At 70.8% G+C, this 20584-nt stretch carries 22 protein-coding genes; 14 read left to right on the top strand and 8 right to left on the bottom strand.

The features are described 5' to 3' along the window. Window positions 1-7: 7 nt before the first annotated feature. The 4 genes from ACIBX3_RS43045 to ACIBX3_RS43060 are packed head-to-tail and all read right to left on the bottom strand — an operon-like array spanning window position 8 to window position 4632. On the bottom strand, window positions 8-1807 hold the full coding sequence (locus tag ACIBX3_RS43045) for a glycoside hydrolase family 127 protein (RefSeq protein WP_397126385.1): 1800 nt from the start codon (window positions 1805-1807) through the stop codon (window positions 8-10). Further along, entirely contained in the window at window positions 1800-2564 is a 765-nt protein-coding gene (locus ACIBX3_RS43050) for a carbohydrate ABC transporter permease (protein ID WP_397126386.1), read from the bottom strand. The genes ACIBX3_RS43045 and ACIBX3_RS43050 overlap by 8 nt, the downstream gene beginning before the upstream one ends. Further along, the gene (locus ACIBX3_RS43055) at window positions 2561-3475 is read right to left on the bottom strand and encodes a carbohydrate ABC transporter permease (protein WP_397126387.1); all 915 of its coding nucleotides are present in this window, start codon (window positions 3473-3475) and stop codon (window positions 2561-2563) included. Before ACIBX3_RS43055 ends, ACIBX3_RS43050 begins: the two co-directional genes overlap by 4 nt. Then, window positions 3472-4632, bottom strand: a complete 1161-nt coding sequence (locus tag ACIBX3_RS43060; protein WP_397126388.1) for an ABC transporter substrate-binding protein — start codon at window positions 4630-4632, stop codon at window positions 3472-3474. The genes ACIBX3_RS43055 and ACIBX3_RS43060 overlap by 4 nt, the downstream gene beginning before the upstream one ends. Window positions 4633-4860: 228 nt before the next feature. On the opposite strand from ACIBX3_RS43060, the gene ACIBX3_RS43065 reads away from it, so the two are divergent. From ACIBX3_RS43065 to ACIBX3_RS43110, 10 genes are all read left to right on the top strand, one after another. Further along, window positions 4861-5874, top strand: a complete 1014-nt coding sequence (locus ACIBX3_RS43065) for a LacI family DNA-binding transcriptional regulator (RefSeq protein WP_397126389.1) — start codon at window positions 4861-4863, stop codon at window positions 5872-5874. Window positions 5875-5963: 89 nt separating this feature from the next. Beyond that, on the top strand, window positions 5964-6233 hold the full coding sequence (locus tag ACIBX3_RS43070) for a sulfurtransferase TusA family protein (protein WP_397126390.1): 270 nt from the start codon (window positions 5964-5966) through the stop codon (window positions 6231-6233). Window positions 6234-6300: 67 nt separating this feature from the next. Next, window positions 6301-7311 (top strand): LacI family DNA-binding transcriptional regulator, encoded by a 1011-nt coding sequence (locus tag ACIBX3_RS43075; RefSeq protein WP_397126391.1) that lies wholly within the window; start codon window positions 6301-6303, stop codon window positions 7309-7311. Between the two features lie 360 nt (window positions 7312-7671). Next, complete coding sequence (locus ACIBX3_RS43080; RefSeq protein WP_397126392.1) at window positions 7672-8118, top strand: YdeI/OmpD-associated family protein; 447 nt, start codon at window positions 7672-7674, stop codon at window positions 8116-8118. Between the two features lie 135 nt (window positions 8119-8253). After that, window positions 8254-8838 carry a hypothetical protein gene (locus ACIBX3_RS43085; RefSeq protein ID WP_397126393.1) on the top strand — a complete coding sequence of 195 codons (585 nt, stop codon included), beginning with the start codon at window positions 8254-8256 and terminating at the stop codon, window positions 8836-8838. Between the two features lie 14 nt (window positions 8839-8852). After that, the gene (locus ACIBX3_RS43090; protein WP_397126394.1) at window positions 8853-10013 is read left to right on the top strand and encodes a sensor histidine kinase; all 1161 of its coding nucleotides are present in this window, start codon (window positions 8853-8855) and stop codon (window positions 10011-10013) included. Next, a complete protein-coding gene (locus ACIBX3_RS43095) occupies window positions 10010-10663 on the top strand; it encodes a response regulator (protein WP_397126395.1) in 654 nt (217 codons plus the stop codon). Before ACIBX3_RS43090 ends, ACIBX3_RS43095 begins: the two co-directional genes overlap by 4 nt. Before the next feature lie 29 nt (window positions 10664-10692). Then, a complete protein-coding gene (locus ACIBX3_RS43100) occupies window positions 10693-11010 on the top strand; it encodes a DUF3140 domain-containing protein (RefSeq protein WP_397126396.1) in 318 nt (105 codons plus the stop codon). 4 nt (window positions 11011-11014) lie between these two features. Beyond that, window positions 11015-11365 carry a nuclear transport factor 2 family protein gene (locus ACIBX3_RS43105; RefSeq protein ID WP_397126397.1) on the top strand — a complete coding sequence of 117 codons (351 nt, stop codon included), beginning with the start codon at window positions 11015-11017 and terminating at the stop codon, window positions 11363-11365. A 37-nt stretch (window positions 11366-11402) separates the two neighbouring features. After that, window positions 11403-11615 (top strand): hypothetical protein, encoded by a 213-nt coding sequence (locus ACIBX3_RS43110; protein ID WP_397126398.1) that lies wholly within the window; start codon window positions 11403-11405, stop codon window positions 11613-11615. Between the two features lie 121 nt (window positions 11616-11736). Here ACIBX3_RS43110 and ACIBX3_RS43115 read toward each other — a convergent pair whose 3' ends face one another. From ACIBX3_RS43115 to ACIBX3_RS43125, 3 genes are all read right to left on the bottom strand, one after another. Beyond that, window positions 11737-12408 carry a glycosyltransferase family 2 protein gene (locus ACIBX3_RS43115; RefSeq protein ID WP_397126399.1) on the bottom strand — a complete coding sequence of 224 codons (672 nt, stop codon included), beginning with the start codon at window positions 12406-12408 and terminating at the stop codon, window positions 11737-11739. A gap of 133 nt (window positions 12409-12541) precedes the next feature. Beyond that, window positions 12542-13510, bottom strand: coding sequence for an NAD-dependent epimerase/dehydratase family protein (locus tag ACIBX3_RS43120; RefSeq protein ID WP_397126400.1), 969 nt, complete (start codon window positions 13508-13510; stop codon window positions 12542-12544). 36 nt (window positions 13511-13546) lie between these two features. Continuing rightward, window positions 13547-14149 carry a TetR/AcrR family transcriptional regulator gene (locus tag ACIBX3_RS43125; protein ID WP_397126401.1) on the bottom strand — a complete coding sequence of 201 codons (603 nt, stop codon included), beginning with the start codon at window positions 14147-14149 and terminating at the stop codon, window positions 13547-13549. Window positions 14150-14213: 64 nt separating this feature from the next. Here ACIBX3_RS43125 and ACIBX3_RS43130 point away from each other — a divergent pair, with 64 nt between their 5' ends. From ACIBX3_RS43130 to ACIBX3_RS43145, 4 genes are all read left to right on the top strand, one after another. Then, window positions 14214-15476: an FAD-dependent oxidoreductase gene (locus ACIBX3_RS43130; RefSeq protein ID WP_397126402.1), complete on the top strand. Its 1263-nt coding sequence runs from the start codon at window positions 14214-14216 to the stop codon at window positions 15474-15476. Between the two features lie 44 nt (window positions 15477-15520). After that, entirely contained in the window at window positions 15521-16258 is a 738-nt protein-coding gene (locus ACIBX3_RS43135) for a hypothetical protein (protein ID WP_397126403.1), read from the top strand. A gap of 57 nt (window positions 16259-16315) precedes the next feature. Beyond that, the gene (locus ACIBX3_RS43140; RefSeq protein ID WP_397126404.1) at window positions 16316-19261 is read left to right on the top strand and encodes a BTAD domain-containing putative transcriptional regulator; all 2946 of its coding nucleotides are present in this window, start codon (window positions 16316-16318) and stop codon (window positions 19259-19261) included. Between the two features lie 69 nt (window positions 19262-19330). Next, window positions 19331-20344, top strand: coding sequence for a fatty acid desaturase family protein (locus ACIBX3_RS43145; RefSeq protein ID WP_397126405.1), 1014 nt, complete (start codon window positions 19331-19333; stop codon window positions 20342-20344). Here the strand turns inward: ACIBX3_RS43145 and ACIBX3_RS43150 are convergent. Further along, window positions 20341-20568: a hypothetical protein gene (locus ACIBX3_RS43150; protein ID WP_397126406.1), complete on the bottom strand. Its 228-nt coding sequence runs from the start codon at window positions 20566-20568 to the stop codon at window positions 20341-20343. The genes ACIBX3_RS43145 and ACIBX3_RS43150 overlap by 4 nt on opposite strands. Between the last annotated feature and the right edge of the window lie 16 nt (window positions 20569-20584).

Genomic DNA, 20584 nt, shown 5'->3' on the forward strand with positions numbered 1-20584 from the left:
CTCTCCATCAGAGGATCGGTAGCCAGACACGCATGGTCGCGGGACCCCGGTTGCCCCAGCGGTGGTACGGCACCAGCCGCAGACCGACGTCCGCACCCGAGGGACGCCCGTCCTGTGCGGCGCCGTACGGCCAGCCGCCCGGGTCACCGGCGCCGAGCGACGCCTGAACCTCCAGTTCCACCACGCCGTCCGCGTGGTGCTCCACGGGCGGCGAAACCCGCGCCGTGATATCGCCGAGCGGCGGCTCGTCGGCCACCGACTCCGCGCAGTAGACCAGCGGCCCCCGCTCCAGGGCCGCGCTCCCCCGCAGCGCGTCGATGCGCCGGCCGGGGAACGTCCACCGGGGCGCCATCGGCAGCTCCAGCCGGATCTCGTCACCGGCCCGCCACGGCCCGTCGGCGACCGCGTACCCCGGGGTCACCCCACGGACCGTCCCCCCGTGCGCGAGCGTCGCGTCCGTGGCCCAGGCCGGGACCCGCAGCGAGATGCGGCCCTCGCCGTCCTCCAGCACCCGCACCGTCACCGCGCCGTCCCACGGGTAGCCGGTCTCCACCCGCACCGCCAGGTCGCCGTGCCGGATCTCGGCGGGCGTGTGGTGGTGGATCTGGATCCCGTCGGCCGAGGACGTGGCGAGGTAGGCGGGCAGCGAGGCCAGCGTGCGGGCGATGTTGTTCGGGCAGCAGGACACGTCGAACCACGGCGAGCGCAGCCCGCCCTCGGCGGCGTGGTTGACCCCTTCGAGCGGCTCCGCCGGCACGCGCACCTGCAGGGGGTTGGCGTAGAAGAACGACCGGCCGTCCAGCGCGACGCCGGTGGCGATCATGTTGTACAGGGTCCGCTCGGCCAGGTCGGCGTAGCGTCCGTCGCCGGTGGCCAGCAGCAGCCGGTGCGCCAGCATGATCGAGGCGATGCTCGCGCAGGTCTCGTTGTAGGCCCGGTCCGGCGGCAGCTCGTAGTCCTCGCCGAACGACTCGTCGATGTGGCGTGAGCCCATGCCGCCGGTCAGGTGCGTGCGGCGGGCGATCGTCCGCTCCCACTGCGCCTCGACGGCCTTCAGCAGCTCCTCGTCGCCGGTCTCGACGGCCACGTCCACCACGCCGGAGGCCAGGTAGAGCGCCCGGACCACGTGCCCGCGGAACACCTGCGCCTGCCGGACGGGCATGTCGTCCTGGTAGTAGGCGCGGCCGAAGGGGATGTCGGCGAGCGCCGGCAGGCCGCGCCGCTCGACGAAGCGCCGGGCCATCTCCAGGTAGCGCTCGGTACCGGTCACGCGATAGAGCTCGACGAGGGCCATCTCGATCACGGGATGCCCGCAGGTCTCGGTGCCCTCCATGAAGCGGCGGCAGACGTGGTCGGCGGCCCGCACCGCCACCTGCGTCAGCCGGTCCTCGCCGTGCATGCGCAGCCGGGCGACCCCGGCCTGGATGAGGTGGCCGTAACAGTAGAGCTCGTGGCCCCACTCGAAGTCGGTGTAGCGGCTGCCCGACCAGCGGGTGTTGATGTAGCCGTCGCCCTCCTGCGCCTGGGCCACGGTCTCGGCCAGCGCGGGCAGCGACGGGTGGTCCGCCCAGGCCATGGCCTCCAGCAGCTTGTAGATCTCGGAGTCGCTGAACTCCCGGCCCCTTCGAGGACGCTCCCCCCGGAAGTTGGGGATCCAGCCTTCGCGCTCTTCCCATTCCTGGCAGTGGGCGATCGTGACCTCGCGGTTGAGCGCGACCCGGTCGCCCCAGAATCCGGGCGAGATGTGTACGGCGTCGAGGCCGAGGGGGGACAGGACGCCCGATGAGGGCAGGACGGGATTAGCCACGCAGAGCTCCTGACATGAATCCGCGCACGTAGTGGCGCTGCAGAACGATGAAGAGGATGAGACAGGGGAAGGCCATGACCATGACGCCGGCCTGCAGCATGCCGTAGTCGATCGCGCCGAACGTCTGCTGCGTCATGCTCACCACGGCCACCGGCAGGGTGAACGACGCGCCGTCGTTCAGCAGGATGAGCGGCGCGAAGAAGTCGTTCCACGAGGCCAGGAAGGCGAACAGGCCCACCGTGACCAGCGCGGGCCGCACGGCGTGCAGCAGGATCCTGGTGAACGCGCGGAACGTGCCGCACCCGTCCACCAGCGCGGCCTCCTCCAGCTCGCGCGGGATCGCCTCGAACGCGTTGCGCATCATGAACAGCGCGAACGGCAGCTGGAACATCACGAACACCAGCGAAAGCCCGACGAGAGAGTTCTGCAGGCCGATGTAGCCGAGAAGCACGTAGAGCGGGATGAGGATGGTCGCGTACGGCACCATGAGAATCGCCAGCGTGGCCAGGAACAGCAGGTTCTTGCCGGGGAAGTCGAAGCGGGCGAAGCCGTAGCCGCCGAGCGCGGAGACGACCAGCGTGCCCGCCACGGTCATGACGGAGACCAGCACGCTGTTGGTCGTGTACGTGCCGACGCCCTCGCCGAACTGGGCCATCTCCAGGTAGTTGGACGGCTCCTCAAGCGAGGCGTACCCGCTCCACACCAGCGGGAACAGGAAGAGCACCGCCAGGGCGGACAGCGTGAGGTAACGGCTCATCGCAGCCTCCGCATCATCAGCGTGTTGAGCCCGACGAGGGCCACGAGCAGCACGACCGACAGCGCCGCCGCGCCGCCGAGGTCGAATCGGAAGAACGCGTCGCGGTAGACGACCATGACCATGGAGACGGTGCTGTTGTCGGGGCCGCCGTTGGTGAAGACGAAGAACTGGTCGAAGGCCAGCAGGGAGCCGGTGATGCTGAGGATGAGCATCAGCGCCAGCGTCGGGCGCAGCAGCGGCAGCGTGATCTTGGTGAAGATCTGCCAGCGGTTGGCGCCGTCGCTCCTGGCGGCCTCGTACACCTCGGTGGGGATGGCCTGCAGGCCGGTCAGCAGGATGAGCATGTTGAACCCGGCGAAGCGCCAGATGACCAGCGTGATCGTGGAGAACAGCGCCATGTTGGGCGTGCCGATCCACTTCACCGGCTCGTCGGTGATGCCCAGCGACTGGAGCATCGGGTCGATCGGGCCGAAGTCGTTGTTCAGCATGCCGTAGAACAGCAGCCCGGCCGCGGCGAAGCCGACCGCGCCCGGCAGGAAGAACGCGGTCCTGAAGAAGCCGATGCCCGGCCTGCGGTCCTGCACCAGCAGGGCCAGGCCGAGCGCCGCCACGGACAGCACGACGGTGGTGATCACGGTGTACTTCAGCGTGAAGAAGACCGCGTCGACGAAGAGCGGATTGTCGGCGATCTTGGCGTAGTTGTCAGGCGCGTTGAACGTGGCCTGGCCGAGCAGGGGCCAGCGGTTGAGCGACATCCAGACGACCAGCACCAGGGGCGCGATGAACAGCACGCCCACGATGACGGCCGTCGGCATCGCGTACAGCCAGCCCTGGACCTTCCTGCTCCGCCACCGGGCGGACGGCGCGGAGTGCGCCGGCCGCCGCCCGGTACGGTTGATCGTCAAGGTCATTGTTGCAGCGACTTCGTGATCTCGGCGTTCAGCTGCGGGAGCTTGGAGGTGTCACCGAACACGGCCTCGCGGGCGTAACGCAGCCACGGGCCCTGCGGGTCGTTGAAGGTCTGGCCGAAGCGCAGCGCGAACGGGGTCTGGCCCTTGGCCACCAGCGAGTTGATCAGCACCACGCGCGGGTCCTCGGAGGAGTACTTGTTGCTGGCCAGGTCGGTACGCGCGAGCACGTCCTTGTTCTTGGCCATGACCTCGACCTGCGCCTGGTCGGAGACCGTCCAGGACAGGAACTCCCAGGCCGCGTCGGCGTTCTTGCTGGTGGAGGAGATGCCGACGGAGTCGCCGCCGACGAACGTCGACTCGCCGCCGTCGGGACCGGCGATCGGGGTGACGCCGACCTTCATGTCCTTGGGCATCAGGCCGAGCGTGGTCGACGGCATGGGCATGACGCCGATCTCGCCCTTGGGGAAGAAGCCGGTCCAGGTCGGGCCCTGCTCCTCCTTGGCCGTCGGGCCGGTGGCCTTCTTCTCGTACAGCTCGCGGTAGATCTTGAAGACGTCGGTCATCGCGGGCTGGTCGTTGAGCGACTGCGTGCCCTCGGCGTTCATGACCTGACCGCCGGCGGCCCAGACGGACGGCCAGAACGTGAAGACGTAGCAGCCGCCGCAGTTGCCGCCGAAGAACGTGCCGTGGACCTTGCCGTCCTTGCCGAGTTTGTCCTGGATGGTGGTGGCGTGCTGGGCGAACTCCTTCAGCGTCTTCGGGCCCTTCTCGGGGTCGAGCCCGGCCTTCTCGTACAGGTCCTTGTTCCAGAACCAGACCGACAGGTCGAGGGTGTGCGGCAGGGTGTACATCTTGCCGTCGAGCGTGCCGAGCTTCATGTGCGAGGGCGCGAGCCCGTCCTTGTACGAGAGCTTCGCGACCCTGTCCGTGATGTCCATGAACAGGCCCTGCGAGGTGTAGTTCGGGACGAAGATGACGTCGGCCGCGAACACGTCGGGGAGCTGCTTGGCGCCGGCCGCGGCGGCGATCCGCGGCTGGTAGTTGTCCGTGGGGATGACGGTGAGCTTCACCTGGTTCTTGTGCGTCTTGTTGTATTCCTGGACCAGCCGCTCACTCTGCGTCTGAGTGGCGGCGCGGGTCCACATGGTGATCGTCACGGGACTGTCCGCGGGCTGCGTGCCGCCTCCGCCACCGCCTCCGCCGCTGCTTCCGCAGGCCGCTGCTGTGAGCGCCAACAAACTGAGAAGGGAGATCCCGGCCAGCCTTCGTCTCATGATGTGCTCCTGGACTTAAAGGTTTTCGGAAACGTAGAAGAAACCTGTGGCACTGTCAATGGGTGTTAGGGTTCTAGGCAGTTCACAGGTGACCGAAAAGGGTTTCGAAACATGGCGACTAAGCGGGCGACCATCAACGATGTGGCCTCGCTGGCGGGGGTTTCGATCGCCACGGCGTCCAAGGCACTCAACGGACGCCAGGATGTGCGGGCGACGACGCGCGAGCGCGTGCTCGCCGCCGCGGCGGAGCTCTCCTTCCAGCCGAACGCCCTCGCCAGGGGGCTGCTGTCGGGCCAGACGCGCACGGTGGGGCTGCTGACCTCCGACAGCGTCGGCCGGTTCGGCATCCCGGTGCTACTCGGCGCGGAGAACGCGTTCGGAGCCGACGAGATGGCCGTGCTGCTCTGCGACGCGCGGGGCGACGCGATCAGGGAGCAGCACCACCTGCGGGCGCTGCTGTCGCGCCGGGTGGACGGGCTGATCGTGGTGGGTGAGAGCACCAACCCACGGCCGTCGGTGAGCAAGGACCTGCCGGTGCCCGTCGTGTACGCGTACGGGCCGTCCGAGGACCCGGACGACGTGTCGTTCGTGCCGGACGACGTGGGGGCGGCGGCCATGGCCGTCAACCACCTGCTGGCGATGGGCCGCCGCAAGATCGCGCACATCACGGGACCTACCCACTACACGGCCGCCCGAGACCGCGCGGAGGGCCTGCGCCTGGCCCTGGAGGAGGCCGGCCTCGCGCAGGTCGGCCAGACGTTGTCGGGGCCGTGGTCACAGCGGTGGGGCCGGCACGCGGCCGAGATGCTGCTGATGGCCGAGCCGGACGTGGACGCCGTGTTCTGCGGCAGCGACCAGATCGCGGCCGGGTTCGTGGAGACGGCGCGGGAGCGGGGGCGGCGGGTGCCGGACGACATCGCGGTGGTCGGGTACGACAACTGGGAGGTGTTGTCGACCGAGACCCGCCCCGCGTTGACCACGGTCGACATGAACCTGGAGTCGCTGGGGCGGACGGCCGCCCAGCACCTGTTCGCGGCCATCGACGGCAAGGCCACGCCCGGAGTGCACAAGATGCCGTGCCAGCTCGTCATCCGGGATTCCACCTCCCCGCCCGGCGTCTCCTGACCCCTGCTCGGCGCCCCGCCTCTTTGCGGCCCCGCCGCCGCGTGCCTCGTCGTGCCACGCGGTCCCGCCGGAGATGGTTTCCTATACCCATGCCTGATCTCGTTGTGGACGGCGGCGACAAGCTGTGCGTTCAGCTGCTCATCGAGCTGCGCGGCCACGTGCGCCAGGCCGGTTCCGGCGCCCTGATCCACCTGATCGCCACCGACCCGGCCGCGCCCGTCGACCTGCCGGCCTGGTGCCACCTGACCGGGCACACCTACCTGGGGAAGGTGGAGGGGACCGAGCGGCCCACGTACGCACTGCGCGTGGCCGGCGCCGCGCAGGATACCGAGGAGGCCAGGCCCTGGCACGTGGCTTAAACGGTTAATGCCCTTGTTCCCGGGTGGCCTACAGTATGAGTGGTTACCCGGTTCAGAGAGGGAATCCGTGAAGCGACCGACGATCGCCGACATCGCCACCAGGGCGGGCGTGTCCAAAGTGGCGGTGTCCTACGCGCTCAACGGGCAACCGGGGGTGTCGGCGGCGACGCGGGCCAAGATCATCGCCATCGCGGACGAGATCGGCTGGCGGCCCAACAGCGCCGCGCGGGCGCTCAACGGCGCCCGGGCCAACTGCGTCGGCCTCGCGCTGTGCCGTCCCGCCCGCGTCCTGGGCGTCGAGCCGTTCTTCATGGAGCTGATCAGCGGCATCGAGGGCGTGCTCGCCGACCGGTCGTACGCGCTGCTGCTCCAGGTGGTCACCAGCCACCAGCAGGAGAGCGAGGTCTACCGGCGCTGGTGGGGCGAGAGCCGCATCGACGGAGCCTTCCTCGTGGATCTGCACTCTTCGGACGCCCGGGTGGCCGAGATGGAGCGGCTCGGCATGCCGGCCGTCGTCATCGGCCATCCCTCCGTGTCGGGCTCGCTGTCGGCCATCTGGTCCGACGACGGGCAGGCCGTCCGCGAGACCGTCGGCTACCTCGTCGCGCTCGGGCACCGCCGCATCGCACGGGTGGCCGGGATGCCCCAGCTCGTCCACACCGTGGTACGCGACCAGGCGTTCACCGAGGCGTGCCAGGGGGCGGCCGAGCACGTCACCGTGCACACGGACTACACCGGCGAGGAGGGCGCCCGGGCCACCCGGCGGCTGCTCAGCTCGCCCGAGCGACCCACGGCGATCGTCTACGACAACGACATCACGGCCGTGGCGGGGTTGTCCGTCGCGCAGGAGATGCGGGTGGACGTGCCGCGCGACCTGTCGATCGTGGCCTGGGACGACTCGCCTCTCGCCCAGGTCGTCCGCCCGCCGCTGACCGCCCTGACCCGCGACATCCCGGCCTACGGCGCGCACGCCGCCCAGCGGCTGCTGGCGCTGATCGCCGGCGAGAGCGTGCCGCCGTACGAGGACCAGGCCGCCGTCCTCACGCCGCGCGGCAGCACCGGCCCCGCACCCTCCTAGGACGTTCCTCTCGGCACGTGCCGCAGGCCGGGCCGGCGGCTGGCAGACCGCTCGCCGCGACCCGCGGCACGTGCCGTCCCCTCCTTCGCGGCACGCTTCCGGAGCCGTCCCGCGTCCCCCGCGCCAGGACGGCTCCTATCCTTACGGAGCACGCTGGGGCCCTCTGAGTACCCCATACCTAAAAAATCCGCACGAATCCCGTTCCCACAGGGCCCCGCGGTCATCCTCGTGGACGGCGCGCTCAGCACCGCGGCCATCCCCGGCGGCTACCTGGCCCGGCGCCGAGCGCCGTACGCTCGACGGCCAGACCCACATCGTCAAGGCGGTCGCGCCGGCCCCCGTGCTGAAGGAGTTCTTCCAGTGAGATTCCGCGCCACCATGGAGCTGCACGGCAAGACCGCCACGGGGATCGAGGTCCCCGGCGAAGTCGTCGATGCGCTGGGCGGCGGCAAGCGGCCCGCCGTGACCGTCACGATCAACTCCTACACCTACCGCACCACCGTGGCCACGATGGGCGGCCGCTACATGTTGCCGGTGAGCGCCGAGATCCGGCAGGGCGCCGGGGTGGCGGCGGGCGACGAGGTCGAGGTCACCGTGGAGCTCGACACCGCGCCCCGGGAGATCGTGGTGCCCGCCGACCTGGCCGAGGCGCTCGACCGCGCTCCCGAGGCCAGGAAGTTCTTCGAGAGCCTGTCGTACTCCCGCAAGAGGCGTTACGTGCTGCAGATCGAGGGCGCCAAGAAGCCCGAGACCAGGCAGCGGCGGGTCGAGGACACGGTCGCCAAGCTCGCCGACGGCATCGGCTGACCCCGGCTGGGTCTCACGAGCGAGGCGGACTCCCTCTTGAGAGGGAGGCGAGGATCGCTCGCCTCGGCGATCCTTTCCGAGGCGCGAAATCGCAGGATGAAGGGTATCCAACAGCCTCTGCGAGGAGATCCCGCCATGAACATCCGCACCGTCTACGTCGCCGCCCCGCTGCTCATGCTGGCCTACGGAGGGATCCGGATCATCGACGGGTTCGACGGGACTTACGGGCCGGGGCTCGCCTGGACGACCGGGCACCTGGCGTTCATAGCCGCGCTCGTGCTCTTCGCCGCGATATTCCGGGACATGTGGCAGAGGCTAGGGCGAACCTGGCCCGCCACGACGGGCATGGTCCTCGGATTCACCGGGATAGCCTGCCTGCTCGCCCAGTTCACGATCGACATCGCGATCGGGTTCATGGCCGCCGACCGCGCCGCGATGGGGACGCTGTTCGACCAGGTCCAGGCCGTGCCCGGGGTGCAGCTCGCCGTCTACGACGTGGGGCCGTTCCTGTTCTACGTGGCGCAGTTGGCGCTCGTCGTGCACCTCGCCGTCCGCAGGCAGGTCAAGGCCTGGATCCCGGTCGCGCTGCTGGCCGGCCTCATGCTCCCGATGGTCGACAAGGATCTCATCCCGGTCAGCGCGCTCTTCCTGCTGGGGTTGTTCTGGCTGCTGGCCCCTCGCACCGCCCCTGCCGCCCAGCACACCCTCGCCCGGGCGTGAGGAAAAATGGGGCGGTGCCCGATCTGACGCTCGTCGACATCGCGCGCCGCAGGTTCCAAAGACTCCCGCACCTCTGGGTGGACGGGGCGCTCACCGCCGTGATCACGGTGGTGCAACTGTGGCCGCTGCTCTCGGGGCAGAGCCACTCCGGACAGTCGTGGCACTGGTGGGGATACGTGGTGGCGATCGGCTCCTCGGTCCCCCTGGTGTGGCGGCGGCGGGCGCCCGTGACCGTCCTGGTGATCAGCCTGGGCGTGAGCGCCCTCTACGATCTCGTCGACACCGTCGCCAACCAACCCATCTGGTACGGCGGCCTCGTCGCGTTCTACACGGTGGCCGTCTACAGCTCTCGGACGGCCAGGATCGCCATGCTCATCGTGGCCCTGGCCGGTGCCATGCTGACGGTCGGGTCGTGGGAGACCGCGATGCGCGGCGTGGTGCAGATGGTCGCCGCGTACGCCATCGGCCGGGCCGCGGCCACCTCCCGCGCCCACGCGGCCACTCTCGAGGAACGTGCCGCCAGGCTGGAAAGGGAACGTCAGATGGAAGCCGAGCGCGCGGCCGAGCGCGAGCGCGCCAGGATCGCCCGCGACATGCACGACATCCTGGCCCACGCGGTCAGCCTGATGGTCGTGCAGGCCGAGGCGGGGCCCGTGGTGGTGCGGACCAATCCGGCCCGGGCGGAGGCCGCGTTCGACGCGATCGCCGCGGCCGGGCGGGACGCGATGGTGCAACTGCGCCGCCTGCTCGGCGTGCTGAAGGAGGACGAGGCGCCGCGCCTGCCGCAGCCCACGATCGGCGACCTGCCGGCGCTGGCCGGGCAGGTCGGCGGCACTGGCCTGGACGTGGCCTTCACCGAGTCCGGCCACCCGCGCCCGCTCGCGCCCGACTGCGCGGTCGCCGCCTACCGGATCACGCAGGAAGCGCTCACCAACATCGTCAAGCACTCCGGCGCGGACCGCGCCGACATCCGGCTCACCTGGGAGAACGACGATCTCATGATCGACATCACGGACAACGGACCCGGCTCGGGCCGGGCCCTGCCCTCGGGCGGGAACGGCCTGATCGGCATCCGCGAGCGGGCTTACGCCTGCGGCGGCACGGCCACTGCCGGTCCCCGGCCGGACGGTCCCGGGTTCATGGTGTCGGTACGCCTGCCGCTGGCGGCGTCATGAGCGTGCGCGTCGTCGTGGCCGACGACCAGGAACTGGTCAGGGGCGGGTTCGCGATGATCCTGGACGCCCAGCCGGACATCGAGGTGGTCGCCGAGGCCGGCGACGGGGTCGAGGCGGTGGCCGCGGTTCGCGAGCACGAACCCGACGTGCTGCTGCTCGACATCCGCATGCCCAGGATGGACGGCATCGAGGCGGCCAGGATCGTGTGCGCGGAGACCAGGTCCCGGGTGCTGATGCTGACCACGTTCGACCTGGACGACTACGTGTTCGACGCGCTGCGGGCCGGGGCGAGCGGGTTCCTGCTCAAGGACGTGCGGCGCGACGACCTGGTGAACGCGGTGCGGGTGATCGCGGCGGGCGAGTCGCTGCTGGCGCCGGCCGTCACCACGAAGCTGATCGGCGAGTTCACCTCGCGGCCGGTGGCCCGTCCCGTGGCGGCGACGCTCGGCGTGCTGACCGCGCGGGAGCGCGAGACGCTGCTGCTGATCGCGCGCGGGCTGTCCAACGCGGAGATCGCCAAGGCCATGGTGGTCAGCGAGCACACGGTGAAGACGCACGTCAGCAACGTGCTGAGCAAGCTGGGGCTGCGGGATCGGGTGCAGGCGGTGATCGCCGCGTACGAGTCGGGGCTGGCCGCGCCGGGGGCGTAAGGCTGGGCAAGACGGGTAGGCGGGCGAGTATGACTGAGGGCTTTGAGACCGACATGCTCTGGGACGAGTTCCACCGCACGGTCAACATGAACTCCGAGGAACTGCGCGCGTACCTGCTGGCGGACGCCTCCGACGAGGACGGCTTCCCGCCCGATCCCGACCTGGGCATCGACGAGCTGGGGCGGGGCGTCCTCCACGTCCTGAACAAGCGCAAGGGCGACCTCACCAAGGACGACCTGGACGTCATGCGGCAGGTCGTCGAGCTCGTGGAGACCGTGGGCGACCGGACGGACGACGAGTCGCGGCGCGAGCTCATGACCGTCGGACACGATCCGCTGAGAGGCTGAGTTCATGGTCGAGCCGCGTCCGTGGATCGAGGGGTACGTCCGCGCGTGGAACTCCAACGATCCCGACGACATCTCCGCGCTGTTCACGGAGGACGCCGTCTACTACACCGAGCCGTACAGCGCGCCGTGGCACGGGCGGGAGGAGATCGTCAGAAACTGGCTCGACCGGCAGGACAAACCAGGTGAGGCCACGTTCGAGTGGCACCCGGTGTGCGTGACGGAGGACGTGGGCGTCATTCAAGGAGTGACCACGTATCCGGACAAAACCTATAGCAATCTTTGGGTGATACGGTTCGTTGCCGATGGGCGATGCCGGGAATTCACCGAATGGTGGATGAGACACGATGCCAGATGATGCAATGGGCCGAACCGTCTTCATCCGAGGAGATCCGTTGAGAGACAACCTCGACCTCGCCGCGAGCGCCCAGCAGCTGGCCGACGCCGCCCCGACGGGATCGATCGACCGCGCCGCCGCCTCGTCCGTGGCCATCACGCTGGCCACGACTCGCGACATCACGCACGCCAGGGAGACGCTGGACGGGCTGTCTCCTGACGAGGTGCGCAAGGCGGCGCTGGAGCTCTTCGACCGGCTCTCGGCGAGCTAGCCTCATTCGGGCCCGGTCCGATGGCCGCAGCCCTAGCCGCCCAGGCGGGCGCACACGGCGCGGCGGGCGCGGGTGGCGGCCTCTGGATCGCGGTGCAGCTGGATCGCGTGGTTCAGTGCCCTTATGCGGGAATGGTCGTACGCTGCCCCTGATGGGCGGCGAGGACCGACCGCATGTCCTTGATCGCCCGGAGGGTTCCCCGTACGGTGCCCGTGACCTTGGAGCGGCCGGCGCGCGGGTGATAGTGGACATCGACCTCCGCGACCCGCCATCCGGCCGCCGCCGCCCGCAGCACCATTTCGAGGGGATAACCGAAGCGGCGATCGGCCAGCCCGAGACCGATCAGCGCGGCACGGCGGCAGGCCCTCATCGGGCCGAGATCACGCACCGGAACACCGGCCGCGCGCCGCAACCGGCGGGCCAGGACCGCGTTCCCCAGGCGGGCGTGGACCGGCCAGGCTCGCGCCGCGGTGGGCACCCGGCGGCCCAGCACCAGGTCCGCCTCATCCAGCCGCGTCGTGAGAAGCGGGAGCTCGCGGGGGTCGAGCGAGGCGTCGGCGTCCATGAAGCAGACGATCTCGCTGGTGGCGGCCAGCAGGCCGGCGTGGCAGGCGGCGCCGAACCCGCGGCGCGGCTCGCGTACGACCAGGGCTCCGTGGGCGGCGGCCACCTGGTCGGAGCCGTCGGTGGAGCCGTTGTCGACCACGATGGGCCGGTAGCCGGGCGGCATCCGGTCCAGCACCCACGGCAGCGCCTCGGCCTCGTCCAGACAGGGCAACACGACATCGATCATGGCTCCGACGCTAGAGCCCGCACCCGGCCCCGTTCCTTACGGACCGATGACGTCAGGCGGCGGGCGCGCGAGGCGTCAGGCGCCGCATGGCACGCCGCGCCCGCTTGACCTCGCGATCGTCGGCCTCCAGCCCTTACTGCTGGGCGAACTCCTTCATGCCGTCCTCGAAGGAGATCTCCGCCGTGAAGCCCAGTTCCCTGGCAGCCCTGGCGGGTGAGGCGACGATGTGGCGGACGTCCCCGAGCCGGTAGTCGCCCGTCGTCACCGGCTCGGGGCCGCCGGTCTGAGCGGCCAGGGCCGCCGCCAGGTCGCCGACCGTCCGGGGGGTGCCACTGGCGATGTTGTACGCCGTCAGCGCCCCCGCCGTCCCCGCACGGAGCGCGAGGACGTTGGCCCTGGCCACGTCGCGTACGTGGACGAAGTCGCGCTGCTGGCCCCCGTCCTCGAAGACCGTGGGCGCCCGCCCGGCCAGCAGGGCGGACAGGAAGAGGGACGCGACCCCGGCATACGGCGTGTCCCGGGGCATGCGGGGGCCGTAGACGTTGTGGTAGCGCAGGGCCACGGCGGTGCCGCCGGTCTCGCGGGCCCAGTTGGCGGCCAGGTGCTCCTGGGCGAGCTTGGTGGTGGCGTAGGCGTTGCGGGGGTCCAGTGGGGCGTCCTCATCGATGACCGACGGGGACAGGACGTTGCCGCAGAGCGGGCAGCGGGGATCGAACAGGCCGGAAGCCAGGTCCGACGGACGCCGCGGCCCCGGGCGGACGCGGCCGTGGCGGGGGCAGTCGTAGGCGCCCTCGCCGTACACGACCATGGACGAGGCCAGCACCAGCCGGTCCACGCCGTGCCTGGCCATGGCCGCCAGCAGGGTCGCGGTGCCGTACGCGTTGACCGAGGCGTACGCGGGCAGGTCGGCCACGTCGACGCCGAGCCCGACCTTGGCGGCCTGGTGGACCACGGCGTCGACGCCCGGCAGGAGGCGGTCCAGGGCGGCTTCGTCCCGGACGTCCACACCCGTGCGCAGGTCGGCACCGATCACCTCGTCGTCGAGGACCTCCGCGATGTGGCTGCCGATGAAGCCGGCCGAGCCGGTGAGGAGCACGCGCATGCCGCCGATCCAACACCGGACCGGGGCCCGCGGATCTTACGGATCGGTGACCTCGGCCAGGTGCCCGATCAGCTTGTCCAACTGCTCGGCGTAGTACTCGCCGAACTCGGGCGAAGCAGGGTCGAGGTCGCAGGCGGCACGGACGAGTTGCGGGAACGAGATGCCGGCGGCGGCCATCGAGAACAGCGCCACCAGCATGGCGGCCGGATCGACGTCCGCGGGGAACTCGCCGGCCCGCTGGCGCCGGCGCAGCGCTTCCAGGTCACGGCGCACGTCCTCGGCGAACGCGGGATCGGGCGGACCGTCGTCGGTCAGGCCCTGCCAGACCATGAGCTTGCCGAAGTCACGCCGCTCGGCGTTGAACCGGACGTAGCCGGCCAGGAGGCGGCCGAGCGAGGACGAGCTGTCGGCGAACGCGCTCTCCTCGCTCTGCCAGCGGGTGGTGAGCGCCTGGTAGAGGCCCTCCTTGCCGCCGAAGTAGTACGAAATCAGCTGCTTGTTCACCCCCGCCCTGGCGGCGATCTCGCTGACCCGCGCCCCCGCGAACCCCTTGGCCGCGAACTCCTCCAGAGCCGCCTGGAGGATCCGGGCCTTCGTGCGTTCGGGGTCGCGCTGCTTCTCCTCCGGTGCTCGTCTCATGGCCCCACGTTATCATCCATCCGGATGGTTGACAGAATCATCCATACGGTTGATAGTCGGGGACATGACGAAGACCACGAACGACATCGCGATCATCGGCGGCGGGATCGGCGGGCTCTGCCTGGCCCAGGGGCTGCGCAAGGCGGGCCGCGACGTGACCGTCTACGAGCGGGACCGGACGCCGGCCGACCGGCTGCAGGGGTACCGCGTGCACATCGACCCGCACGGCGCCCGCGCGCTGCACGACTGCCTGCCGGAGCACCTGTGGCGGTCCTTCCTCGACACGACCGGGCGGGGCGGGCAGGACTTCGGCTTCCTCACCGAGCGGCTCGACCTGCTGGCGCTGATCGAGACGCCCGAGGCGGGCGACCCGGCCGACGACCACCACTCGGTCAGCCGCATCACACTCAGGCAGGTGCTGCTGGCGGGGATGGACGAAGTCGTCCGATTCGGGAAGACGTACGAGAGGTACGAGCGCCTGCCCGGCGGGCGCGTACGGCTGCACTTCGCCGACGGCACGAGCGAGACCGCGGACGTCGCGGTGGCCGCGGACGGCGGGAACTCGCGGGTGCGCCGGCAGTACCTGCCGCACGCCGAGCGGGTGGACACGCGGATCACCACCGTCGCGGGCAAGTTCCCGCTCACCGGCGAGACCAGGAAACTGCTGGCGCCGCGGCTGGTGGAGGGGCCGAACAACGTGATCCCGCCCAAGGGCATCGGCCTGTTCTGCGCGCCGCACGACCTGAGCGACGTCGTCCTGCCGGACGCCGGGATCGGGGCGACGGAGCAGGAGGGCGCGCTGATGGACAACGCCGGCAGCTACATCCTGTGGGCGGTCGGCGCGGCGGCCGGACGTTTCCCGTCCGATGTTTCCGAAATGTCGGGCGACCAGCTCAAGGAGGCCGTGGCGCGGATGATCAGGTCATGGCATCCGGACCTGCGCAGAATGATCGACCTGTCGCATCCCGACACCGTCAGCCTGCTGCCGATCCGCACGTCGATCCCGATCGGCCCCTGGCCCGCCACGAACATCACCCTGCTCGGCGACGCCATCCACAGCATGACCCCCATGCGCGGCATCGGCGCGAACACCGCGCTCCGCGACGCCCGCCTCCTCTGCCGTGCCCTCACCTCCGGCGGGGACCCGATCGAGGCCATCGCCGGCTACGAGGCCGAGATGCGCGAGTACGGCTTCGCCGCCGTACGCGACTCCCTGCGCTCGGCCGAGCAGTTCGTGGGCGACAGCCGGGTGGCGCGGATGGGGTTCAAGGCCTTCCTGCGTCTCGTGCAGCGGATGCCCTCGCTCAAGGCCAAGGTGTTCTCGTAGTCCGGCCTGTTGCGCCGGAGGATCCGCGCGAACACTGTGTAAGCATGCCAAGCGTCGACACCCTCGACGGCCTCCAGCGGGCCGTCGCCGCGTTCGATACCGACGACTTCGAGCTCACCGCCGAGCCGGCGGCGCTCGACCGGGCCAGGCGGTCGGTCGACGAGGCCGGGTTGCTGCTGCTCGGAGAGATACACGGGGTCAGGGAGAACCCGCTGGTCATCCTCGGCCTGATGCGGCTGCTCGGGCTGACCAACCTGGCCCTCGAATGGCCGGAGGACCTGCGGCCGCGGCTCGACGCCCATCTGGCCGACGGGAGCGGGCTCGACCATCCGCTGTGGTGGCTCGGCGACGGGCGCGTCACCGCGGGGCATCTGGCGGTGTTGCGGAAGATCGACGGATTGCGGGTCGCCTTGTTCGACGGTGGCATGTTCACCGGCGACTGGTCGCAGCGGGAGGCGGCGATGGCGGAGCGGGTGCTGGGGGCGCGCATCGAGCCCGCGCTGGTCGTGGCGGGCAACGCCCACACGCTCATCTCGCCGGCCGACTTGGGGCTGCCGATGGGGGCGTGCCTGGCCCGCGCGCGGCCGGCGCTGGAGAGCGTGCGCATCGACTACGGCACGGGGAGCTTCTACAACATCGCGCCCCGGCACGTCAGAGGGCCGTCCGCGGGGCCGGGACTCCGGGTGGTGGACGACGGTCTGGTCGTGGGGCTGCCGGAGTTCACCGAGGCCACGGTGCCGCACCTGCCGACGGAGGTCCTGCGGGAGCGGCTGGAATGGTGAGGGGGCTCCCTCTCGGCGGCGTGCGTACTGTGGAGGCGGCGCGATCGTGGAGGGTGGATGCGGGTCGGGATTCTGGGGCCGCTTCGGGTGGCGGGGGCGGAGATCGGCGGGGCCCGGGTGCGGGCGCTGCTGGTACGGCTGGCGCTCGATCCCGGGCGGGTGGTGACCGCTGACCGGCTGATCGATGATCTCTGGCCCGGTGAGGCGCCTGCGCATCCGGTGGCGGCGTTGCAGTCGCTGGTGTCCCGGGCGCGGCGCGAGACTTCCGGGATCATCGCGTCCCACCCCTCCGGGTACTCACTGGACGTGCCGGTCGACGAGGTGGACGCCTGGGCGTTCGAGCGGCTGGTGCGGGGTGGTGACGTTCATCGGGCTCTGGGACTGTGGCGGGGTGCGGCGCTGGCGGACGCGGCCGGCCTGCCGTTCTCCGCGGCTCCGGCGGCTCGACTGGAGGAACTGAGGCTCACGGCCCTGGCGACCCGGATCGGCCTCGACCTCGCCGCCGCACCACCCGCCGACGGCGACCGGACCACTGCCAAGCGCCGCGCGACCATCGATGGGGGCGAGCGTGGCGTTGACGGGGACGGGCTGGGTGGGCTGGTTGCCGAGCTGGAGGAGTTGGTCGCGGCGCATCCGTCGCGGGAGCCCTTCCACGCGCTGCTGATGCGGGCGTTGGTGGCCCATGGGCGGCGGGCGGAGGCGCTGGCCGTCTTCGAGCGGATCAAGGAGGCCCTGGCCGATGAGCTGGGCGCCGATCCGGGGCCTGACTTGCGGGAAGCGCATCTGGCGGCGTTGAGGGACGCGGAGCCGTCACCGAGGAGCAATCTGCCTGCCCGGCTCACGAGCTTCGTGGGGCGGTCGGAGGATGTCGCCCGGCTCAAGACTCTGCTCGGAGGCGAAGGGGCGCGGCTGGTCACGCTGGTCGGGCCCGGCGGGGCGGGCAAGACGCGGCTGGCGGTGGAGGTGGCGGCGGGACTCGACGTGCCGGACGGGACCTGGCTGGTGGAGCTGGCCGCCGCCACCGACGTACGGGCGGCGATGGAGGGCGTGCTCAAGGCGACCGACCTCGTGGCGGCACTGCGCGGCACCGCGCCACTGATCGTGCTGGACAACTGCGAGCACGTGATCGAGCAGGCCGCCCGGGTGGCCGAGCGGCTGCTGTCGGAGGTGGCGGGGCTGAGGATCATGGCCACCAGCAGAGAGCCGCTGGACATCCCCGGCGAGATGATCCACGCCGTACCGCCGCTGCCCGAAGAGCAGGCCGTCGGGCTGTTCATGGACCGGGCGGCCGCCGCGCGGCCGGGCCTGGAGGTGGATCGGGCGCAGGCGGCGCGGATCTGCCGCGAGCTGGACGGCATCCCGCTGGCCATCGAGCTGGCCGCCGCCCGCCTGCGGACGATGCCGGTGTCGGTGCTGGTCGAGCAGCTCGGCGACCGGCTGGCCTTCCGCGGCGGGCGTACGGCCGAGCCGCGGCACCGCACGCTGCGCGCCGTCATCGACTGGAGCTGGAACCTGCTGTCAGAGCGCGAGCGGGAGCTCCTGCGCGGACTGACCGTGTTCTCCGGCGGCGCCACGTACGACGCGATCGCCCGGGTCTGCGGCGGCGACCCGGACCTGCTCTCCTCGCTCGTGGACAAATCGCTCATCGCGATCTCCGGCGACCGCTACACGATGCTGGAGACCATCAGGCAGTACGCCGCCGCCGACCTCCCCGGCCTACGCCAGACGCACGCCCGCTACTACACCGAGCTGGCCGAGACCGCGGAGCCGCACCTGCGGACGGGCGGGCAGCTGAGGTGGCTGGCGCTGCTGGACGCCGAGCAGGGCAACCTGGACGCCGCCCTGCGGCACTCCGCAGATCCGCTCCGGCTGATCCTGCCGCGGTTCTGGTCCTGGATCGTACGGGGCAGGCGGCACGAGATGGCCGAGCAGGCGGCGGCGGTGCTGCGCCGGGTCGGGGACGTGCCGCCGGAGGGGCGGGAGGTGGCGCACGGGTTGTGCCGGGTGCTGGCGGGCGGCGAGCCGACCGCGGCCGTACGCGAGTCGGACCACCCTGCGGCGCTGAGCTTCTGGGCCCTGGGCGGCGCGCTGGGGCCGCCGGCCGACGTGGTGGAGCACACCGAGATGAGCGTCGAGCGGCTGCGTACGCATCCCGACCCGTGGACCAGATCGGCGGCGCTGCTGGTGGGCGGGGTGGTGCGGTTCGAGTACGGGCCTGTGGCGGGGGCGGAGGACCTGCTGGAGCCGGCGCTGGTGGGGTTCAGGAAGACCGGCGACCGGTGGGGGCAGTGGGCGGCGCTCTACTGGCTCTCGCTGGTGGCCGAGAATCGCGGGGACTTCGCCGCCGCGGTCGCGCTGGCCGAGGAGCCCGAGCGGCTGGCGGCCGAGCTGGCGGGGCTGGACACGCCGCTCGGGCCGATGACGTTCCTGCTGCGGGCCGGGCAGCTCAAGTGCCGGGCCGGCGACCTGGCCGGAGCCGCCGCCACGCTGGAGCGGGCCCGGGAGTCGGCGGCCCGGTCGCAGGACCAGGAGATGGCGGCGCGTGTCATGCACGCCAGGGCCGAGCTGGCCAGGCGGAGCGGCGACCCCGGCGCGGCCGCCCGGCTGCTGGAGGCCGCGCTGGCCATGGACCTCGACACCAGCCCCCAGTTCAGAGCCCTCATGAACGTCGAGCTGGCCAGGGTAGGTGAACCGGTCAAGCCGCTGCGGGCGGCCCTGGAGCTGATGGCGACCTGCTCGGACCGGACCGCGCGGGCGAGCGTGCTGGAAGGCGTGGCCGAGCACCTGGCGCCGGTGACGGCGGCCGAGCTGCTCGGCGCGGCCCGGGCGCTGCGCGGGATCCGCGAATCGGCCGACCCCTTCGTGGGCGCCCTGGCCGCGAGGTGCCGGGACGCCCTGGGCGCGGAGGGCTACGAGGCGGCGCTGGCGAGGGGCGCGGCGATACCGGACCCGGAAAGGTACGCGCTGAGGGGCCCGTTGCCGGATCTCTGCCGGACGCGGTGAGGCGGGGCTTCCCCTTCCAGCCCGGATGCGCCAGGGTTGGGGCAACGTGCACCGCGAGGAAGGAGACCTGTGGTCAGTCCTGGCACGCTGGAGACTCGGGGCAGCGACTTCGCCCGACTAGCCCAGAAGATTGCGGACGCCGGCCTACTGGACCGGCGTCCCTTTTATTACGCGACACGATTCAGCATCGTCGTCGTCGCCTACCTCGGTTGCTGGGCGTTGTTCGCCTGGGTGGGCGACTCATGGCTGCAGCTGCTCGTCGCAGCCGCGTTGGCCGTCGTCTTCGCGCAGTTCGGGTTCGTCGCCCACGACCTCGGACACCGGCAGGTGTTCCGTACGCGGCGGCCCAGCGATGTCGTGGGCCTGTTGATCGGCAACCTCGGCGTCGGGCTCGGCTGGGGCTGGTGGACCACCAAGCACAACCGCCATCACGCCAATCCCAACCACGAGGACCACGACCCCGACGTCTCTCCCGCCGTCATCGTCTGGTCGGAGGAACAGGCCATCAGAAGCCGGGGACTACCGCGATTCATCGCGAGACATCAGGCCTTCTGGTTCTTCCCGCTGCTCACCCTCGAGGCCTGGCACCTCCACGTGGCCAGCTTCAAGGCCCTGTTCCAGCCGTCGGCCAAGCGGCGGTGGCCGGAGCTGGCGCTGCTCGTCACGCACTTCGTGCTCTACTTCGGCGCGGTCTTCGCCGTGCTGCCGTTCGGCAAGGCACTGGTGTTCCTGGCCGTGCACCAGGGGCTGTTCGGGCTCTATCTGGGGTGCACGTTCGCGCCCAACCACAAGGGCATGCCCGTGCTGACCAAGGAGGACAAGCTCGACTTCCTTCGCAAGCAGGTGCTCACCTCGCGCAACGTCAGGGGCGGCGTCTTCACCGACGTGGCGCTCGGCCAGCTCAACTACCAGATCGAGCATCATCTCTTCCCCCACATGCCGGCCCCCAACCTGCGCCGGGCCCAGCCCATCGTGCAGGAGTACTGCGCCGAGATCGGCGTCAGCTACCTGCAGACAGGGCTGATCGACTCGTACGGGCAGGCCCTGCGCCACCTGCACGAGGTCGGCGCCCCGCTCCGTTAGTCCCGGGCTCCCTCTTCCTTCTCCAGGCGGGCGATCAGTGAGTCGCGCCGGCGTTCGAGATCGGCGATCAGCTCGATCTGCTCGTCCGCCTGGCTGATCACGGCGGCCTTCTCGATTTGGTCGGTCGCGCCCATGTCCCGGATCTGTTCTCGGATGTCCCGGTTCTCTGCCCTGAGCCGCGTCAGATCCTCTTCAATATGGCGTAGTTCGTCCCTTGTGCTCATTCATCCGCTCTACCCG

Origin of the sequence: Nonomuraea sp. NPDC049480 (genome assembly GCF_044465905.1) — a bacterium.
In the GTDB taxonomy this organism is placed as follows: Bacteria; Actinomycetota; Actinomycetes; order Streptosporangiales; family Streptosporangiaceae; genus Nonomuraea.

Excerpts from the sequence above, each read along its gene's own strand:
- ACIBX3_RS43070 (WP_397126390.1), top strand. The coding sequence starts at position 5,964 with ATGCCTGATCTCGTTGTGGACGGCGGCGACAAGCTGTGCGTTCAGCTG.
- ACIBX3_RS43140 (WP_397126404.1), top strand. The coding sequence starts at position 16,316 with ATGCGGGTCGGGATTCTGGGGCCGCTTCGGGTGGCGGGGGCGGAGATC.
- ACIBX3_RS43125 (WP_397126401.1), bottom strand. The coding sequence starts at position 14,149 with ATGAGACGAGCACCGGAGGAGAAGCAGCGCGACCCCGAACGCACGAAG.
- ACIBX3_RS43105 (WP_397126397.1), top strand. The coding sequence starts at position 11,015 with ATGGTCGAGCCGCGTCCGTGGATCGAGGGGTACGTCCGCGCGTGGAAC.
- ACIBX3_RS43065 (WP_397126389.1), top strand. The coding sequence starts at position 4,861 with ATGGCGACTAAGCGGGCGACCATCAACGATGTGGCCTCGCTGGCGGGG.
- ACIBX3_RS43130 (WP_397126402.1), top strand. The coding sequence starts at position 14,214 with ATGACGAAGACCACGAACGACATCGCGATCATCGGCGGCGGGATCGGC.
- ACIBX3_RS43055 (WP_397126387.1), bottom strand. The coding sequence starts at position 3,475 with ATGACCTTGACGATCAACCGTACCGGGCGGCGGCCGGCGCACTCCGCG.
- ACIBX3_RS43135 (WP_397126403.1), top strand. The coding sequence starts at position 15,521 with ATGCCAAGCGTCGACACCCTCGACGGCCTCCAGCGGGCCGTCGCCGCG.
- ACIBX3_RS43150 (WP_397126406.1), bottom strand. The coding sequence starts at position 20,568 with ATGAGCACAAGGGACGAACTACGCCATATTGAAGAGGATCTGACGCGG.
- ACIBX3_RS43085 (WP_397126393.1), top strand. The coding sequence starts at position 8,254 with ATGAACATCCGCACCGTCTACGTCGCCGCCCCGCTGCTCATGCTGGCC.
- ACIBX3_RS43095 (WP_397126395.1), top strand. The coding sequence starts at position 10,010 with ATGAGCGTGCGCGTCGTCGTGGCCGACGACCAGGAACTGGTCAGGGGC.
- ACIBX3_RS43115 (WP_397126399.1), bottom strand. The coding sequence starts at position 12,408 with ATGATCGATGTCGTGTTGCCCTGTCTGGACGAGGCCGAGGCGCTGCCG.
- ACIBX3_RS43100 (WP_397126396.1), top strand. The coding sequence starts at position 10,693 with ATGACTGAGGGCTTTGAGACCGACATGCTCTGGGACGAGTTCCACCGC.
- ACIBX3_RS43120 (WP_397126400.1), bottom strand. The coding sequence starts at position 13,510 with ATGCGCGTGCTCCTCACCGGCTCGGCCGGCTTCATCGGCAGCCACATC.
- ACIBX3_RS43050 (WP_397126386.1), bottom strand. The coding sequence starts at position 2,564 with ATGAGCCGTTACCTCACGCTGTCCGCCCTGGCGGTGCTCTTCCTGTTC.